The sequence below is a fragment of the Palleronia sediminis genome (genome assembly GCF_004358695.1).
Classification (GTDB): Bacteria; Pseudomonadota; Alphaproteobacteria; order Rhodobacterales; family Rhodobacteraceae; genus Palleronia; species Palleronia sediminis.
Genome location: NZ_SNAA01000022.1, coordinates 24,339 through 45,160, shown reverse-complemented (window position 1 = coordinate 45,160; position 20,822 = coordinate 24,339). Strand labels below are relative to the sequence as shown.

The window sequence follows — 20,822 nt, the reverse complement described above, 5'->3', positions numbered from 1 at the left end:
CGTGTGACGACAAAATCCGCGCGGATTGCACCTTGCGCTCAGCCTAACTCATTGATTCTTCGTCTTGGCCGATGCGCAGCAGCCGAAAATCACCCCCGGAAGTGTCGAACTTCCGTGGCCCAGACGTCGTCATCGGTCAGGATGCGTTCGTAATTGCGCAGCCCCACCCAATCCACCTCGCGGCCTGCGCGGTTCACGCGATAGTCGGTGAAACTCGGCCGGATCGTCCAGATCAGTGGAAAGATGTTCACCGCGAGCAGCAGAAAGATCGACGGCGCGACGAATATCCAGGCGATCGCGCGGTCCGACAGCCCGCGGATGCGACGGGCGATCGGTTCGGGCGTGGCTCTGGCGGCGCGTGTGGCGACGGTGTCGGACATTGCGACCTCGAGGATCTGGGCGGTAATGGCACGGCCAGGGTGACGGGCGATCCGGACGGGCCGGATCGCCGCGGGTTACGGGACCCCGGATCGCCTCCGGGGTCGCATCGGCTGCCGGTTCACAGCTTGCCTTCATCCTCGAAGATGATGGTCCATTCCTCGACGAGGTCGTCGAGCGCCTCCTGCGCGGTGCCGTTGCCGGCCACGACGTAATCGTGGACCTCATCCTGCATCGCCAGCAGGAGATCGGCATAGGCCGGCTCGGCCCAGAAATCCTTGACGATGGCCATGCTGTCCAGGAACGTCTGGGCATAGGGACGGCTTTCGGCGAAGCCCGGCTCCTCGACCACGGCCCTCAGCGCGGAATATCCACCGAGTTCCCACCACCTGGACTGGATCTCGGGCTGGGCGAACCACTTGATGTATTCCAGCGCGGCGTCCTGCTTGTCCGAGTAGGAAACCACCGAGATGCCCTGACCGCCCAGTTGGGCGAACTGTCCGAAGGGGCCGGGCGGGTTGGGAAAATATCCCGACTTGTCGCCGCCGACATTCGGATCCGAGTCCACGCCGGGCCAGATGAAGGCGAAGTTCATCTGCATCGCGACCTGGCCGGATTTGTAGGCGTCGATGTTCTCGGACATGTACCAGTTCGACGAGCCCGGAGGCGTGCCCGTATCGTAAAGATCCTTGTAGTATTCCAGACCTTCGACCGCACCCTCGGAATTGACGTAACCCTCGAGCTCATAGGGGTTTTCCGGGTTTTCGTATTGGAAACCGTAGTTGTACAGCGCGTTCGTCACGCCCATGGTGATGCCTTCGGAGCCCCGCTCGGTATAGATCGCGGCGCCATAGACCGTATTGCCGTCAATCTCACGGCCCTGGAAAAAGGTCGCGATGTCCTTCAGTTCGGCCAGTGTGGCGGGAACGTCCAACGGGCGGCCGAACTCTTCCATGAAGGCCTGCTGCAGTTCGGGGCGCTCGAACCAATCGCGGCGGTAGGTCCAGCCGACGACGTCGGCAAAAGCCGGTAGAGCCCAGTAATTCGGCGTTCCCTTGGGCCATTCCGCGTATCCCGTCACGGTCGCGGGAATGAAGTCGTCCATCGTGATGCCTTCGGCGTCGAAGAAATCGTTCAGCTTCACGTAATGGCCGGATTCAGCGCCGCCGCCGATCCACTGGCTGTCGCCGATCATGAGATCGCAAAGCTGCCCGCCGGAATTCAACTCGTTCAGCATGCGATCGGCAAAGTTGGGCCACGGGACGAATTCGTAATTCATGGTATGGCCCGACTGCTCTTCGAAATCCTTGCCGAGCTGGATCAGGGCGTTGGCCGGGTCCCATGCGGCCCAGCATAGCGTCAGCTCCTCGGCCTGCGCCGTTGCCACGCCCCCCATGGCGAGAAGTGCGGTGGCGGCAGTGGTCGTCATCTTTCTGAGTGTCATCTTGGGTCTCCTCCCTTGATAGCGTTGGCCGCTTCTCCCTCGGCGCGAATCTCGTTCGTGGTCCATCGTTATTGAGGCACGTGTCGCAAAACAAGATATTTCTGATGCACGTGTCTCACCCTGTGCTATGACAATCGGGCAATGGATCGAGAAGCACCCGAAATCATGCAAAAAAATGCGGGCCCGACTGGGTGGGAGCACGACCGACCGACGACAAAGGATATCGCCCGAGCGGCGGGTGTCAGCCGCGCGACCGTTGACCGGGTGCTTAACGGGCGCGATGGCGTGAGGCAGAAAACCGTCGACAAGGTGAATGCCGCCATCGATCATCTGGGGTTCGTGCGCAACATTTCGGCGGCCAACCTCGCGAAACAGCGAACCTACCGGTTCCAGTTCGTCCTGCCGCGATCCGGCGACGCGTTCCTCGAGCAGATCCTCCACCATGTCGACGAGGCCGGCCGTGCCTTTGCGACTGACATGGTCCGGATAGATGCCCATCGGTTGGACGAGAACGACCCGCACCGGATCGCCGCGCATCTTTCGGGGCTGTCACCCGACGCTGTCGATGGCATCGCCATCATGGCACCACAGACGCCACAGGTCCGCGACGCCATCCTCAGGCTCGAGGAGCGCGGGATCCGCGCTCTGCCGTTCGTCTCGAATCAGGCGATCCCGGATGCGGATTGGGTGGGGATCGACGACCGCGCGGCGGGGCGGACGGCAGCGACCCTGATCGGGCGGTTCAATGACGCCGAGCGCGGTCGCGTGCTCGTCGTCTCCGAAAGCATGCAATCACGCGACAGCCTCGAGCGGCGCCACGGTTTCGACGAGGTTCTCGCCCGTGATTTCCCGCATCTCGTCGCGCTGCCCTCGCTGGAAACCTACGGGTCCGAGGCCCGTGCTTCCGCGATCATTCCCCGCGCCGTCGCGTGCAACCCCGATATCGTGGCGATCTACATCCTGTCCTCCGAAGCGCGGGTGCCGCTCTCGATCGCGAAGAGGATGAACCTTTCGGGCAGCCCGGTGACGATTGCGCATGAGCGCACGCCGATAACCGAGGCGGCGCTTGCCGACGGAACGCTTAGCGCGGTCATCGCCCAGGATCCGGGGCACCTCGTCCGAAGCGCGATCCGCAAGTTGCGCGCCATGGCGGACCGGGTCCATACGGTTCAGTCGCAAGAGCGGATCCGCATCGAGATCCTGTTGGCGACCAATCTCTGAGGGTCGCCGGTCACGGACCACCCCCCCCCCCGCCGGGTCCGCCGCGTCCTACCCGCTCCGTGCCTCTCGCGGCGGTCCGCCGTCTCGTGCCCGCGCGTTGCCTCCGCGTGCCGTCGCGATCTCGACCTCGTCGCCGGCCCTCAGGGCCAGCTTGCTGACAAAGGTCGGTTGGGGTCGTTCCGCGTCGTCGCGTTCGAGGATCAGGGCGTTCAGCCCGCCTTCGGTCGCGCCGGGCAGGGGCCAGACCGGCACCGTGCCATGCGAGAATCCCGCCGACATCACGGCCGGCCCCTGCATCCTGTAGCGCGTGTGCACCCCCCGCCCGCCGGCTCGTTCGCCGGGTGCGGGGCGGGCCTCGCCCAGATGTTTCGCCAGGACCTCGAAGCCATAGCGCGCCTCGGCGACCTCGACCGGGCAGTTGAAGGTGTCGCCGTGGTTCGTCGAGAACATCGCGTCGTTGCCCGCGCGCTCGGGCGTCGCGCCCCAGCCGCCCATCTGCGGCTCGACCATGGTATAGCGCCGACCCGTGACGGGATGCGTCCCGGCGATGACCACGCCGAAGATCGAGGCGAAACTGCCCGCCGGCAGATCCACGCCGGCCTTCTCGACCAGCCCGCGCCAGAGCATGTCGATGAGCCGGATCCGGGTCTCGAAGTAATAGCCGTGCGCCGCGTCGGGCGAGGGATCGAACAGCGACCCGGGCCGCGTCAGAACCTCGAGCGGAGAAAAGGAGCCGGCATTGGCATAGCGCTCGGGGTCGGTGAGCGCCTTGAAGAGGATCTGGCAGGCCACCAATGCGCCGTCGCGGCAGGTGTTGAAGGGGCCGTTGCTTTGATCGGGGGCGTCGCGCAGGTCCACGACGAAACGATCCTCGGCGATGGTGATCCGCGCCTTCCAGACGGTGCCGTCGTCCTGCGGCCCCTCCACGTCGAAACTGCCCCTTGGCAGAGCCGCGAGCCCCTGCAAGGCGCGCGCCCTGCCCGTGTCATGGGCGTCCTCGATGGCGGCGCGGATCGTCGCCGCGCCATAGCGCGCGCACAGCGCCCGGATCAGGCCGGCGGCGCGGCGCCCGGCGGAAACCTGTGCCCAGAGATCGCCGGTCACGAAATCGGGCAGGCGGGAATTGCTCGCGATGATATCGGCCACCGCGGCGTTCCGGGTGCCCTTGTCGAAGAGCCGGACGATGGGCAGGCGCAGCCCCTCGGCCACGATGCCGGTCACATCGGTTGCCATCGAACCCGGAGTCGAGCCGCCGATATCGCCCCAATGGGCGATCGAGGCGACCCAGGCGACGCATGCGCCGTCGTAAAAGACCGGCTCGGCCACCACGACATCGTTGAGATGGGTCACGCCGCCGAAATTCGGATCGTTGGTCAGGAACACGTCGCCCTCGGCGATCCGGTCGCCCTGCTTGGCGAGGATGGCCTTGACCGACTTGTCGAGCACCCCGACGAATGACGGGATCCCGGCGCCCGAGCTGACCAGTTCGCCGTCGGCCGCCGTGATCCCGGTGCCGACATCCAGCACCTCGTAGATGATCGGGCTCATGGCGGTCTTGCGCAGAACCTCGAACATCTCTTCGGCCGCGCTGTCGAGCGCGGCCTGAACGACGGATATCGTGAACGGGTCAGACATCTATCGTGACCGGCTTGCGCGGCAGCGCCGACAGGATCTCGGGGCCATCGGCGCGCAGGATCACGATCTCCTCGAGGCGGATGCCGAACCGGCCGGGCAGGTAGATCCCCGGCTCGATGGAAAAGACCATGCCCTCGTCGAGGATCGTGTCGGAGCTCGCCGTGATGTAGGGCGGCTCGTGGATCTCGGTGCCGAGGCCGTGGCCCGTGCGATGCACGAAATAGTCGCCATAGCCCGCTTCGGCGATGACCCTGCGGGCGGCGTCGTCGACCTCGCGGGCCTTGACGCCGGGCCGCGCCGCCTCGAGCGCGGCCTGCACGGCACGCTCGACGATCTCGTGGATCGCGTCATAGCCTTCGGGCGGCGTGCCGAGGATGGCCATGCGGGTGATGTCCGACGAATATCCCCTCGCGCCGCCGCCGAGGTCCATCACCACGGCATCGCCGTCCTTAAGCCGCGTCTCGCCGGTCTGGTGGTGGGGAAAGGCGCCGTTCGGCCCGGCGCCGACGATGCTGAACAGGGGGCGCGCGCCGGCCTCGGCGAAGGTGGCGCGGATCACGTCCGCGACCTCGGTTTCGGTCATGCCCGGCTTCATCGCGGCCCAGCCGGCCCGCATCGCACGGTCGGCGATTTCGGCATTGTGCTTGAGCGCGGCATATTCCTCGTCGGTCTTGCGCATCCGCAGGGCGCCGACGGTATCGGCCGTGAAACGGCGGCTGGCGTCCGGCAGGGCATCGGTCACGAGCGCGGCGTGATCGGCGCGCATCGTCTCGTCCAGAACCAGCGAACGGGCCGAGCCCGCGCCCAGCTCTTTCACGAGCGATCCGAGCGCCGCCTCGGGCCCGGTATCGTCGGACCATTCGAAGAACGGCATATCGGTCTGGGTCCGCACGCTCTCGGCCTCGAGCGCGGGCATCAGGAACGCCGCGCCGGTCCGCGTGACGAAGGCGAGGCAGGGGCGTTCATCCGCGTGGGGCCGGACGCCCAGCAGCCATCCCAGATGCGCCCCCGGCGCCAGCACCACGAGGTCGGTCGCGGTCTCGTCCATCCTCGCCCGAAGGGCGTTCAGCCTGTCTTTTGTCTGGGTCATGGGGTCTCTCTTTCCATTGCGGCTGCGACCGCGACCCGGCCGCCAGGGGCGGGGTCGCGGTCGAAACGGCCGGTCCCCGCATTTCCGTCTCGGGGAGGGGAGGCGATATAAACTCGTCATCGCCTCTCCTCCCCCCGGTTTCGTCAGATCGCGACGCCGTGGATCTCGTGGGCGCGTTCGGGCGTGATGAGCCCGTCCTCGATATCCCGTCTGACCGCTTCGGCATCGCGCTGTTTGGGGTCGCCGTATCCGGCGCCGCACGAGGTCACGACGCGAACGACATCGTCGGTCGTCAGCGACAGCCCCGAGACGAAGCTGTAGGTCGCCGCGCTGCCGTCGGCCTTGTGCACCTCGACGAAATTGCCCGAACCTTCCTCGCCGCCCTGCAAGGGCCAGGGCTTGATCCGGGACCGGGTATAGCCCGCGGTCAGGAAACCCGTCTCGGTGCGGATCCGGTATTCGAGGATCAGCCCCCGCCCGCCGTTCCAACGGCCCTCGCCGCCCGGCGCGGTGTTCAGCGCCATGCGGTCCACGAAAAGGCCGTTGCGCGCCTCCGAGATCTCGGCGGGCGTGTTGTAGGTCTCGCCGTGGAAGCCCGAAAAGATGCAGGGGTTGCCGTCGCGCCCTTCCCAGGCGCCCCATCCGCCGATCTGCGGCTCGACGATGGTGTATTGCCGCCCCGTATCGGGATGGATGCCGCCGATGAAGGTTCCGCAGATGGAACTGAAATGCCCGGCAGGCAGGCGTTCGGGGATATGCGGCGCAAGACAGCGCCAGATCAGGTCATAGATCCGAACCTCGGTCTCGAAATAGAACCCGATGGCCGAGCCTTCGCGCGCGTCGAAGATCGACCCTTCGCGCGTCAGCACCTTGAGGGGCCGGAAACTGCCGTCATTGGCCGGGCTGTCCGCGCCGGTCAGGGATTTGAACACCATCTGGGCGCAGATCATCGTGCCGTCCTTGCACGCATTGGTGGGCCCGGTGTCCTGATCGGGATTGTCGCGCAGGTCGACGAGGAACTCGTCCGGCCCGATCGTCACCTTGACGTTGAAGATACGGCCGTCGTCCTGTTCCTCGCTCAGCTCGAAGGTGCCGTGCGGCAACTGCGCCAGTTCGGCCCGCGCGGCCCGTTCGCCGAAATCCATGAAATGGTCGATGGCCCGCAGGAATGTCTCGATGCCGTATTTCCCGGCCAGCCCCTCGAGGCGCCGCGCCCCGACCCGGACCGAGGCGATGGCGGCCCAGACATCGCCCTTGAGGAAATCGGGCATTCGGCTGTTGGCCGTGATGATGTCGAGAACGCTGTCATCCATCACCCCTTGGCGGATGATCTTGACGGCGGGCAGGCGCAGGCCCTCCTGCCAGATCTCGGTCGCATCGCCCGAAAGCGAACCCGGCGCCATGCCGCCCACGTCCGAGTTATGCGCGATATTGGCCGTCCACGCGATCAGGCGGCCATCGGCAAAGACCGGCATCGCCAGCACGAGGTCGTTGAGATGGGTGACGCCCCCGTGCCAGGGATCGTTGGTGATGAAGACATCGCCGGGGCGGATCTCGTCGGCGGGGAACTTGCCGACGATGAACCGCACCGATTTGTCCAGCACCCCGATGAAGGCCGGGATGCCCGCGCCCGAGGACGCGATGCGCCCGGTCGCATCCGTGATCCCGGTGCCCATGTCGAGCACCTCGTAGATGATCGAGGACATGGCCGTCTTGCGCATCGCCGCGAACATCTCGTCCGCCGCCGCCTGAAGCGAGTTCTGGATGATCTCGAGGGTGATCGGGTCGTCGCCGCTCATGAGCGCTCTCCCAGGTGGATGTGGGTGTTGCGGTAGGCGTCGATCTCCACCCGGTTGCCGGGGTGGATCACGATGGTGGTGCCCGGATCCTCGACGATCGCGGGACCGGCGAAACTCATGCCGGGGGCCAGCTTGTCGCCGTCATAGATATCGGCCTCGTGCCTGCCCTCGAGCGCGTAATCGACCTCGCGGCGGCCCTTGAGGGCGGGGCTCGCATCGGCGGGGCCGATCTCGGCGGGCTGCATCTCGAGCTTGCCGATCTCGGCGCGGGCGACGAGGTGGACGCCCACCATCTCGACCGGCGCGTCGAGGCGATAGGTATATTCGCGCTCGTAGGCCTCGTGGAAATCGTCGGCGATCCGGCCGAGCGCGGCATCGCTCACCTCGCCGTCGAGCAGTACCTCGGTCGTATGCTCCTGGTTCTGGTAACGGAACTTGCCGTAACGCAGGAAGGCGACCTGTCCGGGGTCCACGCCTTCGGCCTCGAAAGTCGCGCGGGCCTGGTCCTCGGCTTGGGCGAATATCGCCTCGATGGCGTCGCCGGCCCCCGCGTCGAGATCGACGAGCTGGGTCACGAAATAATCGCGCCTGAGGTCCGACATCATCATCCCGAAGGCCGAGAACACCGACGCCGCGGCCGGAACGACGACCTTCTTGACCTGAAGCTCCTGGCCCAGCGCCGCGGCGTGCATGGCACCCCCGCCGCCAAAGGCCACGAGCGTGAAGTCGCGCGTGTCATGCCCGCGGTTGAGGCTGACCAGCTTGAGCGCGTTCACCATGTTGTTGTTGGCAATCCGCACGATGCCCTGCGCGGCCTCGTCGGTGGACACGCCCAGCCGCGCGCCGATCGCGGCAAGCGCGGTCTCGGCGGCGGCCATGTCGGCCTCGACCTCGCCGCCGCAGAAATAGTCGCGGTTGATGCGCCCGAGCCAGAGGTTGGCGTCGGTGGTGGTGGCGTCGCGCCCGCCCTTGCCATAGGCGGCCGGGCCGGGCAGGGCGCCCGCCGATTGCGGGCCGACATGCAGCTTGCCGAAATCGTCGACCCAGGCGATCGAGCCGCCGCCATTGCCGATCTCGACCAGGTCGACCACCGGCACCATGATCGGGTAGCCCGCGGATTTGCGGCTGCGCTCGATCCAGTAGTCGGTCATGATGCGGACCTCGCCGCCTTCGATGAGCGAACACTTGGCCGTGGTGCCGCCGATATCGAGGGCGAGCACGTTCGGCTCTCCGATCAGCTTGCCCAGCTCGGCCGCGCCCCAAAACCCCGAGGCCGGGCCGCTTTCGACCATGTTGATCGGCACCGCCGAGGTGGCCTCGAGGCTGTCGACGCCGCAGTTCGATTGCATGATATAAGGGCTTTTCGGTAGGCCCTGCGATTTCAGCCCGGCATCGAGCTTGCCGAGATATTGCGCCGCCACCGGTTGCACATAGGCCGACAGGACGGCGGTGTTCGTGCGCTCGTACTCGCGCCATTCCCGCGTGATCTGGTGGGACGCGACGACCGAGACGCCGGGCCATTCGGCGCGGATGCGCTCCAGCACCGCCTCTTCGTGGGTGGTGTTGGCATAGGCGTGCAGCAGGCACACGGCGATCGCCTCGACCCCTTCGGCGCGGAAATGATCGAGGATCGCGGGCAGCCCCGACAGGTCCAGCGGCGTGCGCTCGGTGCCCTGGTAGGTGACGCGCCCCGGCAGTTCGGCCCTGAGGCGGCGGGGCACGAAGGGCGCGGGCTTTTCATAGTGCAGGTTGAAGAAATCGGGCCGGTTGCCGCGCGCGATCTCGAGCACGTCGCGAAAGCCCTCGGTCGTGATGAGCCCGACCTTGACGCCCTTGCGCTCGGTCAGGGCGTTGATGACGACGGTGGTGCCATGGGCCATGAAGCCGACCGTTTCCGGGTCGATGCCGCCCTTTTTCAACACGTTCAGCACGCCGTTCTCGAAATCGGGGGGCGTGGTGTCGGACTTGGCGGTGATGATCTCCATCGTCCCGTCGGGGTGGGTCTCGAAGGCGACGAGGTCGGTAAATGTGCCGCCCACATCTGTTGCCACGCGGCGAATGGTATCGGCCATGTCAGGCCCCTTTCTCGAGTTTGGCATGGAGCAGGAAGGCCGCCGCGCCGGGCAGTTTCAGGTTTTCGGCGGCGGCGACACGCTCGGGCGTGTAGTGGCCGGCATCGTGCAGGCAGTTCAGCGTGCCCAGCACCTGCCCGCCGATCACCACCGGCACGTTCATGCAACTTTCGCAGCCCAGCGACCGGATCAGTTCCCAATCGGGAAACACGTCGGCGATCTCTTCGATGGAATTGGCGACGAAGGTCTTGTGCTGTCCCTCGACGATATCGCCCCAGCGATCCTTGTTGAGCGGCTTTTCGCCCGAAACCGGATAGGCGTCGGGCATGGTGGTATAGTTGCGACGCGCCACCCCGCGGTCGCGGTCGATGGACATCGTCGTGAACAGCTTGGCGCCGACCGTTTGCCGGACCAGATCGGCAAGGGCGGCGAATGTCGTCTCGGGCTGGTCCTTGGCGGCCAGGGCCTGCGTGTAGTCCATCAATTCTCTCCGGCGAGTGTGTTCCTGAGGTGGAGTTCCTCCGCATCCACCACCGGAACCGCGCCGATCAGGCCGCGGGTATAGGGGTGGGCGGGGGCGGTGAAGATCTGCCGGGTCTCGCCCAGCTCGACGAGTTCGCCCGCCTTGAACACGGCGACGCGGTCGGCGACGTTGCGCACCACGGCGAGATCGTGGGTGATGAAGATATAGGTGAGCTGCTTTCGCGCCCTCAGGTCGTTCAGCAGCCGCAACACCCGCGCCTGCACCAGCACGTCGAGCGCCGAGGTCGGTTCGTCGAGCACGAGGAGCTCGGGCTCGCAGGCCAGCGCGCGGGCGATGCCCACCCGCTGCCGCTGCCCGCCCGAAAGCGCGGATGGCGCGCGGCGGCGCATCTCGGGCGGCAGGCCCACCTCCTCCAGCGCCGCGGCGACCCGGTCCCAGCGCCCGGCGCGGTCGCCGATCCCGTAGGTGTCCAGCCCCAGCCGCACCGACGCGCCGATGCTGCGCTTGGGGTTGAGCGAGGATAGCGGGTTCTGCTGCACGAGCTGGATCGCCTGCCTATGCTCCGGGCGCCGCCGCGAGGGAAGCGCATGATCGTCGAAGCGGATCGCGCCCTGCGTCGGGGCGAGGATGCCGAGGATCATGTTGGCGATGGTGGTCTTGCCCGATCCGCTCTCGCCGACCACGGCAAGACATTCGCCCCGTGCCACGGCGAAAGAGACGTCGCGCACGGCGTGAACCGCGCCGCGCGGCGTCTGGAAGGTTTTGGACAGGTTCTCGACGCTCAAAAGGGCCATTACGTAGCCTCCGGGTGCGTGACCATGGGGGCGAGGAAATCGTCCGAGACCTCGGGCACCTCGGGCAGCCCCGCGCCGGTGATGCGCGGCACCGCGGCCATCAGGGCGCGCGTGTAGGCATGGCCGGGCCGGTCGAAGATCGCGGCCGTCGGTCCGGTCTCGACGATACGGCCCCGGTAGATGACATAGACCCGGTCCGCGAACTCGCGCACCACGCCGAGATTGTGCGAGATGAGAAGGACGGCCGTGTTATGCCGGGCCACGAGATCCTGCATCAGGGTCAGGGTCTGGGCCTGAACCGACACGTCCAGCGCCGTGCCCGGCTCGTCGGCCAGCAGCAGCTTGGGATTGTTGACCAGCGCCATGGCGATCATCACCCGCTGGTTCATGCCGCCCGATAGCTGGAACGGGTAGGCCGAGAGGACGCGGGCCGGATCGGGGATCGAGACCTCTTCGAGCATTGCGGTCGCGCGGGCCTCGCACGCCTTCTGGCTCAGCCCGGCCTCGCGGCGGCGCATGACCTCGGCGAACTGGCGGCCGATGGTGAAGGTCGGGTTCAGCGAGGATGTCGGATCCTGAAAGATCATCGACATGTCGGTTCCGCGCAGCGCGGCGCGCGGCCGCGCCCGCATGGACGAGATATCGCGCCCGTCGAAATTCACCCGGCCCGCGACTCGCGCGGTGCGGGTTTCCTGCAAAAGGCCGAGGATGATCCGCGCGGTGACGGATTTGCCCGAGCCGCTTTCGCCCACCAGCGCCACGCGTTCGCCGCGCGCGATCGACAGGTCGATGCCGTGCAGCACCTCGGTATAGCCGTTCAGCCCCCTGAACCCGAGGGTCAGGCCGCGAATGTCGAGAAGATCGGTCATTCGTCCACCCCCAGCACTTCCCTCAGCCCGTCGCCCAGCAGGTTGAAGCCGAAGACGGCAAGCAGGATGGCGAGCCCCGGAAAGACGGTCATCCACAAGCTGTCGGGCAGGTAGCGCGCGCCCTCGGCCACCATGGAGCCGAGATCCGGGGTCGGCGGCTGCACGCCGAGCCCGAGAAAGGACAGCGACGAGGCGATGATGATGACAAAGCCCATGTCGAGGGTCATCTTGGTGATGATCGCCGGCAGGCAGTTGGGCAGGATCTCGCGAAAGACGATATGAGGGGTGGGCGCGCCGATGACCTCGGCGGCCAGCACGTAGCCCTCTTCGCGCTCGGAACGGGCGATGGAATAGACCAGCCGCGCATACCACGGCCACCACATGACGGTGACGGCGATCATGGCATTGGTCAAAGTCGGCTCCAGCACGCCGAGCACGGCGATGGCCAGCACCAGAGGCGGGATCGACAGAAAGACATCGACGAGCCGCATGAGGACGCTTTCGGTCCAGCCGCCCAGGTAGCCCGCGAGCAGCCCGACGACCGTGCCGATCGGGGTGGCGATGACCAGCACGACGATGCCCAGCCCGAGGCTGATCCGGTAGGCGTAGAGGATGCGCGAAAAGATATCGCGCCCGACGAGATCCGTTCCCATCCAGTTGCGCGCCGTCGGAGCCTGGTTCGCATGGGCAAAGTCGATGACGGCCGAGTTATGCGTCGGAAAGGGGGCGATCCACGGCGCCAGCAGCGCGGCGAGGACGATGCCCGACACGAGGATCAGCCCGATCAGCGACAGCGGGTTCGAGGCGAGGATACGCAGGGCGCGGGTCATGTGGCGGCCCTCGTCGAATGGCGGATGCGCGGGTTCAGGAACGCGATCAACAGATCGACGATGATGTTGATGATGAGAAAGGTCAGGGCGATGACGAGGACGGTGCCCATGATCGCGTTGAGATCCTTGCGCAGGATCACGGCCACGCCGTAGCGCGACAGGCCCGGCCAGGCAAAGACGGCCTCGACCAGAAAGGCATTGCCCAGCATCGCCGCGAAATCGAGCCCGATGATGGTCAGGGACGGGATCAGCGACGGCTTGAACGCATAGCGCCGTGCGATCCTGCCCGGCGCGAACCCATAGGCCTGCGCCATCTCGATATAGGGTTTGTCGTATGTCTCGACCATGTTGGCGCGGGTCAACCGAGCGGCCTGCCCGATACCCGACAGCGCCAGCGCCACGGCGGGCAGGACGAGGTGGTGCAGCACGTCGAGAAAGGCGTCGAAGCGGCCCGCGATCAGCGTGTCGACGGTCAGAAAGCCGGTGACGCGGGCGATCTCGTAGCTGTCGTCGATGCGGCCGGCCACGGGAAAGAGCGGCAGGTAGAAGGCAAAGACCAGCATCAGGATCACCGCCCAGACAAAGCTGGGGGCCGAAACTGTCAGCAGGGTGAGCACGCGAACGACGTGATCGGGCCAGCGTGCCCGGTGGCGGGCGGCGAGGATGCCGAGCGGCAGGCCCAGCGCGACCATCAGGAGCCCGGCAAAGATCACCAGTTCGAGCGTCGCGGGCAGGAACTCGACGATGTCCTGCGTGACCGGGCGGTTCGTATAAAGCGACGTCCCGAGATCGCCCCGCAGCACGTCGGTCACGAAATGGCCGTACTGCGCCACGATCGGCTCGTCGAGATGCATCTCGGTGCGGATGGCCGCCACCTGCTCGGCCGTGGCGTTGGGCCCGAGCGCGATCCGCGCCGGATCGCCCGGAATGACGCGGGCGATGGCGAAGATCAGCATCGAGACACCGATGAGCACGATCACGGAGATTCCGAGCCGTCTCAGCAATATGCGAAAGACAGAGGACATGGGGCTATCCCGGATTGGGGGTCAGGGTCCGGGTCCGCGCGGAAGGGCGCGGACCCGGCAGGCGCGGCGGACCGGCTCAGTCGGTCATTTCCATCAGCCGAAAGCTGAACCCCATGCCATCGACGCCAAAGGCCTGCGACGGGTCCGAAAGGGCGGGGGCGCTGACGCGATCCGAGGCGGCAAAGACGGATTGCCGGTCATAGCCGTAGATCGTCGGCGCAAGCTCCATCAGCCGGTCGTTGAGCGCGGAATAGGCCTCCTCGCGCTCCTGCTCGCCGGGGCCGCGGCGGCCGGCTTCGAGCGCCGCATCGACCTCGGCATCGTCGAGATATTCCGGCGATTGCCAAGTGCCGGGGGTCGAGGAATGGTACATGCCGTAGAGCAGGGTATCGGGGTCGCCTGTCACGGCGTTCACGAAGATCTGGCTGATATGCGGCGTGTTCTCGGGGCTCGCCACGCGCTCGGTGAACAGCGCCCAGGGCAGGGTCTCGATCTTGCTCGAGATGCCGAGCTCGGCGAAATTGGCCTGCATCAGCAGGGCGAACCGCTCTTCGAGCGGCACCTCGGCGATCCACGAGATCTCGAGATCCCAGTCCTCCGGCGGGGTCGGGCAGTCGGCGAGGTATTCGCGCGCCTTGTCCATGTCCCGCGCCAGGGCCTCTTCGGCGGGGTTGGCGCCGAACATGCCCACCGGGATCGCGCCGGTCGGGGCCGAGCCCGAGGATACGTCCTCGGTGATCGCGACCATTTGCAGCGCGGTGCCGTAGTCGAAGGCATGGGCGAGCGCCTGGCGGCAATTCACGTGGTCGAGCGGCGGCTTGGCCGTGTTCAGCTTGATGTAGAAGGCGCCGGTGCCGCTTTCGGTGAAAAGCTGCGCGCCGTCATTGGCCAGCGCGCGCATCACCTCGGGCGGCAACCACTGGCTCGAGATATCGTGCTCGCCCTGCGCCAGCAGGGTGCGGACGGTCGCGGCCTCGAGCGAGTAGCGCAGTACCGCCTCGTCCGGGGCGGCGTCCTTGATCTCGCCGAAATAATCCTCGTTGCGGGCCATGCGCGTCTCGGCCTGCGGGTTGTGCGCGGTGACGCGGTAGGCGCCGGTTCCGGCGGCGTTGCCCGACAGGAACGCCTCGCCCCAGGGGTCCTGTTCGGTGGCGTTCTGCTCGACCAGCGCCTTGTCCACGATGGGCAGGCGCACCAGCGACGCGACGAAGGGCGCATAGGGCTCTTCGAGGGTGAAGCGGACGGTCTTCTCGTCGACCGCCTCGGCCGCGACACCGCCGAAGAGATGCGACAGCCCCTGTCCGACCGCCTGCATCCGCTCGAGCGAATAGACGACGTCCTGGGCGGTCAGCGGGTTGCCGGACTGGAACGCGATGCCGTCGCGCAGGGTGAACGTGTAGGTCGCGCCGTCCACTTCCCAGCTTTCGGCCAGGTGCCCCTCGTGGCCGGGCTCGCCCTGTTTGGGCAGCACGAGCGTGTCGTAGACGTTGAACATCAGGATGCTGTCGGCGTAGTCCGAGGCCTTGGCCGGGTCGAGCTCGCCCACCGCGACTTCGTCGAGGCGCAGCACGCTTTGCGCGAAGACCGGCGTGAGGGCCGTCGCCGCGGTCAGTGTCGCGGCCAGTAGGGTCGTTCTGGTCATTCTAGTCTCCTGCTGGATGTGTGGGATCGTCCTCGTTGACCGAGGTGCTGTTGTGGATCGGTGCGGGGGCGTCGCCGAATATGTCCATCGTGCCGGCCCACAGGATCGAGACCGTCTCGGTCGTGTGGTTCCAGGTCGAATGGACCCGCGTGCTGTCGAAATGCTTGGAATCGCCGGCTTTCAGGATCTCGACCTTGCCCTCGATCTCGACCGTGACCTCGCCGCTTAGGACAAAGAACATCTCTTCGCCGCGGTGGCTGATGGGCTCGGCGCGGTGGCCGGGCGGCTCGTGCATGATGACCGAATAGAGTTTCGAGCCCGGAAAGCTGGACGAGAGCCGCTCGTAGCGTGGCCCCTCGGTATCGACGGAATACTGGACCCGGTCGCCCTGCCGCGTCGTGCCATGGGCGGTGGGCTGGCTGAGGAACTCCGAGATCGGCGTCTGGAGAACCTCGGCGATGGCGACGAGGGACGACAGCGATGGCGTCGTCAGCCCGCGTTCCACCTGGCTGATGAACCCGACCGAAAGACCCGTCCCATCGGCCACCGACTGCATCGGCAGGGCGAGGCTCTTGCGCCGTTTTCTGAGTGCCGCGCCGAGGACGGATTGGGTCGGAGTGGGTGAAACTTTTACCATGACTAAAACTTTGAGCGGGAGAATGCCGTCCCGTCAAGAACTTTTAGTATGGGTAAAAGCGTTCGGATCCGCGAATCAGGGGCTATGCTTTTGACGGATAAGGCAAGTCGGCATGGCGGCCTGCGCAGGAAAATGACGCCCGAGGCCCCGCGCGACCCGGTCGCGCCCGCGGGAGTCGTGCGTTCCGCCCCCGGCCTACGGATCAATCATGCCAGCAGCGACAGGAACCGGTCGGTGTTCTCGTCGCTGGCCGACCAGTCGCAGACCAGCCGCGCACGGGCGTCGCCCTCGCCCTCGATGGGGTCGAGAGAGTAGAACGCCGCGCCCGCCTCATGCGCGCGACGATGCAGCGCGCGGGGAAAGCGGCAAAAGACGATATTCGCGTCGGCCGGGTGCAGCAGCGTGACATGATCGAGCCGGCTCAGCCCCGCGACGAGCCGCGCGCAGGCGGCATTGGCGCTGCGCGCCATCGTCAGCCAGAGGTCATCGGCCAGATACGCCTCCATCTGGGCCGAAAGATAGCGGTGCTTCGAGAACAGGTGCCCGCCGCGCTTGCGCCGCAGCTCGAACTCGCGCGCGACGGCGGGATCGAAGAATATCACCGCCTCGACACCCAGTAGCCCGTTCTTGGTGCCGCCAAAGCTCAACGCGTCGATGCCCGCGCGCCAGCTCAGCTCGGCCGGGGTGCAACCCAGCGCGGCGCAGGCATTGGCGAATCGCGCGCCGTCGAGATGCACCTTGAGCCCCCGCGCGCGCGCCGCGTCCGCCACCGCCGCGATCCGGTCGAGCGGATAGACCGAGCCGCGTTCCGTCACGGTGGTCAGCGATACGGGCCCCGGCTGGACGTTGTGCACAGCGCGCCCCATCAGCGGATCGACCGCCGCGGCCAGCGTGTCGGGCGTCATCATGCCGTCGGGCGCGTCCACCAGCGTCAGCTTGGCGCCGCCGGTGTAGAACTCGGGCGCGCCGCATTCGTCCTCTTCGATATGGGCCATGCGCGTGCAGAACACCGTCTCCCAAGGCCGGGTCATGCAGGCCAGCGCCAGCGCGTTGGCGGCGGTGCCCGTCGCCACGAGATGCACCGACGCCTCGGGCGCCTCGAAGATCTCGCGCAGCCGGTCGCGCACCCGCTCCATCGACGCATCGACGCCATAGGGCATGGCATAGCCGTCATTGGCCGCCGCCAGCGCCTCGATCACGCGCGGATGGGCGGGGCCCGCATTGTCCGAGGCGAAATACATCAGGTCGGCTCCTCGATGATGTGATCCTCCCAATCCTCTTCGTCGACCTCGAACTCGGGGACCGTGAGGCCGCGCGCCGAGACCCCGGCGGCGTGGACCGTTTCGGGATCGCCCGAGATCAGCGGATGCCAGTGAAACAGCTCGCGCCCCTCGTGCAGCAGCCTGTAGGCGCAGGTCTGCGGCAGCCAATAGGCGATGGATGGCAGGCTCTCGGCCGAGATCGAGACACATTCGGGCACGAATTGCCGCCGCACGGGATATTGCGCGCAGCGGCAGGTCGCGTCGTCGAACAGCCGGCAGGCGACGCGCGTCAGGGCGATCTCGCCCGTGTCCTCGTCCTCGAGCTTGTTGAGGCAGCACTTGCCGCAGCCGTCGCATAGCGCCTCCCATTCGGGGGGCGTCATCTCGGCCAGGGGCACCGTCTCCCAAAAGCGGGGGCGGCCGACATCGCGCCGGATCGGGTCGCGCCCGCGCCGGGGGCGGGGCCGCCGCGTCACGCGGAATCCGCGGCGAGTATGGCGCGCGCCCGCGCCGCGTCGCGGTCCATCTGCGCGACCAGCGTCTCGACGCTGTCGAACCGCTCTTCGCCGCGCAGGAACTCGACCAGCCCCACGGACAGCTCGCGCCCGTAGAGATCGCCGTCGAAATCGAAAAGGAAGGTCTCGAGATTGGGGGCGTTCTCGCCGAACATGGGCCGCACCCCGAGCGAGGCGACACCGCCATAGGCCCCCGCCTGCGGCCCGTCCAGCAGGTCGACCCGCACGGCATAGACCCCCAGCCGGGGCAGGTGCAGCCCCTCCATCGCCATGTTGGCGGTCGGATAGCCCAGCGCCCGGCCGCGTTTCGCGCCATGGATCACCGGGCCGTCGATGCGGTGCAGATGGCCCAGCAGCCGCGCGGCCAGACGCGGCTCGCCCGCGCTCAGCGCGGCGCGGATGCGCGTCGACGAAATGGCCTCGCCATCGGCATCGTCGAGATCGGCCACCGTGACCCCGAAGCCCAGGTCGCGCCCCAGCGCGACAAGCTCGTCGGCCCCGCCCGCGCGGCCCTTGCCGAACCGGAAATCGCGCCCGATCACGACATGGGAAAGGCCCAGCCCCTCGGCCAGAACCTCGCGCGCGAAATCCTCGGGGCTGAGCGCGATCATCGCCGCGTCGAAGGGCAGTTCGTAAAGCCGGTCGACCCCCAGCCGCGCAAGCCGGTGCGCGCGGGTATCGGGCCCGGTCAGGCGAAAGGGCGGGGCGTCGGGCGCGAAGACCTCGCGCGGATGCGGCTCGAAGGTGACGACGCCCAGCGGCGCGCCGCGGTCGCGCGCAACGGCGGCGGCGCGGGCGATCACGGCCTGGTGACCCAGGTGCACGCCGTCGAAATTGCCGATGGCGGCGCTGGCGCCGCGATCGGTGTCGTCGAGATCCCGAAAGGAGCGGAGCCGTCGCATGGCCGCCGGATAGCCCCGCCGCCCCACGGGTGCAAGGGCGTCGCCGCGGCCCCGCGCGGGCCGATCGCCGCGCATCGCGCGCGCTCAGCCCAGCTTGCCGATGGCGTAGAGCGGCGCCCAGTCCTGCGCCTTCAGCCAGTCGGCCAGCCGGTCGGGATCGGGCCCCGCCTCCGTCGTTCCGGTCTCGGCCGCGGCGAGCCCGCCGCTGACGAAAAGCGCGTCGATTCCTTCGCCCATGGCGCCCGCGATATCGGTGGCGATGCCGTCCCCGATGGCGAGAATGCGGTCGTCGGAGATTTCGCCGCCGCCGGCCTCGGCCAGCCGGTCGCGCGCCAGCGCATAGATCGGCGGGTGCGGCTTGCCGAAGGCAAGCGTCGGCCCGCCCATCTCGTCGTAAAGCCGCGCCACCGCGCCCGCGCACCATTCGCGCGTCTCGCCCCGGTCGACGACGATATCGGGATTGGCGTTGAGCAGCGTCAGCCCCCGCGCCTTGGCCGACAAGAGCTGCGGGCGCAGCGCGTCGGGGTGCTGGTCGGCCTCGAACAGGCCGGTGCAGACGATGCCCTCGGCCTCGTCCAGCGGCACGCGCCGGATCTCGACCGGATCGCCGACAAGGCCCATCGGCTCGAAAAAGGACAGATCGCGCGGCTCGCCGATATGATAGACGCGCCGGCCGACCGCCCCGCGGAACATCGCCGCGCGTGCCGCGTCGCCCGAGGTGGCGATGGCGTCCCAGGCGTTGTCGGGCACGCCCAGCCCGGCCACCTGCTCGGCCACGCCCGCGCGGGGGCGCGGCGAATTGGTCAGCAGCACCACGACCCCGCCGCCGCGCCGGAACGCCTGCAACGCCGCCACCGCCTCCGGGTGGGCCCTTATCCCGTCATGCACGCAGCCCCAGAGATCGCAGAACAGGGCGTCGTACTGGCCCGATATCTCGGCGAGGGAGGGGACGATTCGGGTCATGTCGCGCGCGCTTTCGCAAAGGGGAAACCAGCCGCCCTCGTGCCACGAAGCGGCGCGCGGTGCAAAGGCCCGGCCCGTCGCGCCATGGGTATTTCAGAAAGAGAAGATACAGGGGGAGCGCACGCCCCGCCGGATCGGTCGAGCCTGGCGTCCGGCGGAGCGGCGTCTCCTCTTGCGGTCATCGGCTCCCCAGCCTGTACCGCGGGACCGATCATGCCGGCCGAATCTTGACGAAAGACTAAGGGCGGCCGATTTCTCGCGCCGCCCCCGTCTTCTCTTTCTCAAATACCCATGCCCCGCCCGCAATCCGCGCAGGCGGACGGGTGCGGCGCTCAGACCGCGAGGTTGGGGATGATCTGCTTCTTGCGGCTGACGATGCCGGGCAGAACCACCGTGTCCGCGCCGCAGACGGTCGAAAAGCTCTTTTCGGCGATCTTGCGCACGCGGTCGTTGGGCACCAGCAGCGTCGCCTGCCCCTCGAGGATATCGACCACGAAAAGCAGCACCTCGTCGACGCCGTCCTCGGTCCTGACCGTCTCCATCGCGGCGACCAGCGCGTCCTTGCGCGCGAGGATCGTGTCGGGCGACGTGGTCTCGAGCACCGAGACGCGCATGGTCACGCCGCCGGTCTCGAACTCCTTGGAATCCATGCGCAGAAGCTCGACATCCGAAAAGGCCGAGACGTCGGACTTGGCCGCGAACATCTCGGCGGCATAGGCAGGGATGCGGATATCGAGATCCTCGGCCAGGCGCTCGGCCAGGTCGCGGTCGGCATCGGTCGTGGTGGGCGAACGGAACTCGAGCGTGTCCGACAGGATGCAGGTCAGCATGGCGCCCTTGATCTCGTCGGGCATCCGCGCGGCATCCTCGCCCATCAGGTCGTGCATGATCGTCGCGGTGCAGGCCAGCGGACGCATCGTGATGTCGATGGGCCCCCGCGTCTGCAGCGAACCGGTCAGGCGGTGGTGGTCGATGATCGCCTGGATGTCGGCCTGCCCGATCGTGTCGGGCAGCTCGGCCGCGTTGTTGGTGTCGACGATGACGACCGGCGTTTCGGGCTCGAGCGTATCGATGATGCGCGGGCGCAGCAGGTCCCAGCGCGACAGCATCCACGCGGCCTCGGTGTTGGGGTCGCCCAGCAGCACCGCCTCGGCGGTGTGGCCGCGGATCTCGGTCAGGTACCAGGCCCAGACGATGGGCGAGCCGGTGGAATCGGTGTCGGGGGATTTGTGGCCGAAAACGAGGGTGGTCATGTCGGTT

Annotated in this window: 18 protein-coding genes and 1 pseudogene; 1 reads left to right on the top strand and 18 read right to left on the bottom strand. The window is 67.4% G+C overall.

Annotated features, from left to right (window positions below; genetic code table 11):
- Positions 1-113 precede the first annotated feature (113 nt).
- Both E2L08_RS15435 and E2L08_RS15430 read right to left on the bottom strand, forming a co-directional pair.
- A pseudogene (locus E2L08_RS15435) lies at positions 114-380 on the bottom strand (sugar ABC transporter permease); the annotation flags it as partial.
- A gap of 119 nt (positions 381-499) precedes the next feature.
- Positions 500-1,822: an ABC transporter substrate-binding protein gene (locus tag E2L08_RS15430; protein WP_133397995.1), complete on the bottom strand. Its 1,323-nt coding sequence runs from the start codon at positions 1,820-1,822 to the stop codon at positions 500-502.
- A 165-nt stretch (positions 1,823-1,987) separates the two neighbouring features.
- Between E2L08_RS15430 and E2L08_RS15425 the strand changes: the two genes are divergently transcribed.
- Entirely contained in the window at positions 1,988-3,043 is a 1,056-nt protein-coding gene (locus E2L08_RS15425) for a LacI family DNA-binding transcriptional regulator (protein ID WP_168771176.1), read from the top strand.
- 48 nt (positions 3,044-3,091) lie between these two features.
- Here the strand turns inward: E2L08_RS15425 and E2L08_RS15420 are convergent, their stop codons facing one another.
- The 16 genes from E2L08_RS15420 to E2L08_RS15345 all read right to left on the bottom strand — a co-directional run bounded on the left by E2L08_RS15420 (position 3,092) and on the right by E2L08_RS15345 (position 20,815).
- Positions 3,092-4,678, bottom strand: coding sequence for a hydantoinase B/oxoprolinase family protein (locus E2L08_RS15420; protein WP_133397993.1), 1,587 nt, complete (start codon positions 4,676-4,678; stop codon positions 3,092-3,094).
- The gene (locus tag E2L08_RS15415) at positions 4,671-5,768 is read right to left on the bottom strand and encodes a M24 family metallopeptidase (RefSeq protein WP_133397992.1); all 1,098 of its coding nucleotides are present in this window, start codon (positions 5,766-5,768) and stop codon (positions 4,671-4,673) included. The genes E2L08_RS15420 and E2L08_RS15415 overlap by 8 nt, the downstream gene beginning before the upstream one ends.
- A 143-nt stretch (positions 5,769-5,911) precedes the next feature.
- Positions 5,912-7,567 carry a hydantoinase B/oxoprolinase family protein gene (locus tag E2L08_RS15410; protein ID WP_133397991.1) on the bottom strand — a complete coding sequence of 552 codons (1,656 nt, stop codon included), beginning with the start codon at positions 7,565-7,567 and terminating at the stop codon, positions 5,912-5,914.
- Complete coding sequence (locus E2L08_RS15405; protein WP_133397990.1) at positions 7,564-9,639, bottom strand: hydantoinase/oxoprolinase family protein; 2,076 nt, start codon at positions 9,637-9,639, stop codon at positions 7,564-7,566. The genes E2L08_RS15410 and E2L08_RS15405 overlap by 4 nt, the downstream gene beginning before the upstream one ends.
- 1 nt (position 9,640) lies before the next feature.
- On the bottom strand, positions 9,641-10,120 hold the full coding sequence (locus E2L08_RS15400) for a GAF domain-containing protein (protein WP_133397989.1): 480 nt from the start codon (positions 10,118-10,120) through the stop codon (positions 9,641-9,643).
- Positions 10,120-10,917: an ABC transporter ATP-binding protein gene (locus E2L08_RS15395; RefSeq protein WP_133397988.1), complete on the bottom strand. Its 798-nt coding sequence runs from the start codon at positions 10,915-10,917 to the stop codon at positions 10,120-10,122. Before E2L08_RS15395 ends, E2L08_RS15400 begins: the two co-directional genes overlap by 1 nt.
- A complete protein-coding gene (locus E2L08_RS15390) occupies positions 10,917-11,786 on the bottom strand; it encodes an ABC transporter ATP-binding protein (protein WP_133397987.1) in 870 nt (289 codons plus the stop codon). The genes E2L08_RS15395 and E2L08_RS15390 overlap by 1 nt, the downstream gene beginning before the upstream one ends.
- Positions 11,783-12,616 (bottom strand): ABC transporter permease, encoded by an 834-nt coding sequence (locus E2L08_RS15385; protein ID WP_133397986.1) that lies wholly within the window; start codon positions 12,614-12,616, stop codon positions 11,783-11,785. Before E2L08_RS15385 ends, E2L08_RS15390 begins: the two co-directional genes overlap by 4 nt.
- Complete coding sequence (locus tag E2L08_RS15380; RefSeq protein ID WP_133397985.1) at positions 12,613-13,641, bottom strand: ABC transporter permease; 1,029 nt, start codon at positions 13,639-13,641, stop codon at positions 12,613-12,615. Before E2L08_RS15380 ends, E2L08_RS15385 begins: the two co-directional genes overlap by 4 nt.
- A gap of 76 nt (positions 13,642-13,717) precedes the next feature.
- Positions 13,718-15,283 carry an ABC transporter substrate-binding protein gene (locus E2L08_RS15375; protein WP_133397984.1) on the bottom strand — a complete coding sequence of 522 codons (1,566 nt, stop codon included), beginning with the start codon at positions 15,281-15,283 and terminating at the stop codon, positions 13,718-13,720.
- A 1-nt stretch (position 15,284) separates the two neighbouring features.
- The gene (locus E2L08_RS15370; RefSeq protein WP_133397983.1) at positions 15,285-15,920 is read right to left on the bottom strand and encodes a helix-turn-helix domain-containing protein; all 636 of its coding nucleotides are present in this window, start codon (positions 15,918-15,920) and stop codon (positions 15,285-15,287) included.
- Positions 15,921-16,126: 206 nt separating this feature from the next.
- Entirely contained in the window at positions 16,127-17,161 is a 1,035-nt protein-coding gene (locus E2L08_RS15365) for a threonine aldolase family protein (protein WP_133397982.1), read from the bottom strand.
- On the bottom strand, positions 17,161-17,658 hold the full coding sequence (locus E2L08_RS15360; protein ID WP_276321536.1) for a YcgN family cysteine cluster protein: 498 nt from the start codon (positions 17,656-17,658) through the stop codon (positions 17,161-17,163). Before E2L08_RS15360 ends, E2L08_RS15365 begins: the two co-directional genes overlap by 1 nt.
- Positions 17,655-18,599 (bottom strand): bifunctional riboflavin kinase/FAD synthetase, encoded by a 945-nt coding sequence (locus E2L08_RS15355; RefSeq protein WP_133397981.1) that lies wholly within the window; start codon positions 18,597-18,599, stop codon positions 17,655-17,657. Before E2L08_RS15355 ends, E2L08_RS15360 begins: the two co-directional genes overlap by 4 nt.
- 84 nt (positions 18,600-18,683) lie before the next feature.
- Positions 18,684-19,562 (bottom strand): TIGR01459 family HAD-type hydrolase, encoded by an 879-nt coding sequence (locus E2L08_RS15350; RefSeq protein ID WP_133397980.1) that lies wholly within the window; start codon positions 19,560-19,562, stop codon positions 18,684-18,686.
- Between the two features lie 332 nt (positions 19,563-19,894).
- Positions 19,895-20,815 carry a manganese-dependent inorganic pyrophosphatase gene (locus tag E2L08_RS15345; RefSeq protein WP_133397979.1) on the bottom strand — a complete coding sequence of 307 codons (921 nt, stop codon included), beginning with the start codon at positions 20,813-20,815 and terminating at the stop codon, positions 19,895-19,897.
- Between the last annotated feature and the right edge of the window lie 7 nt (positions 20,816-20,822).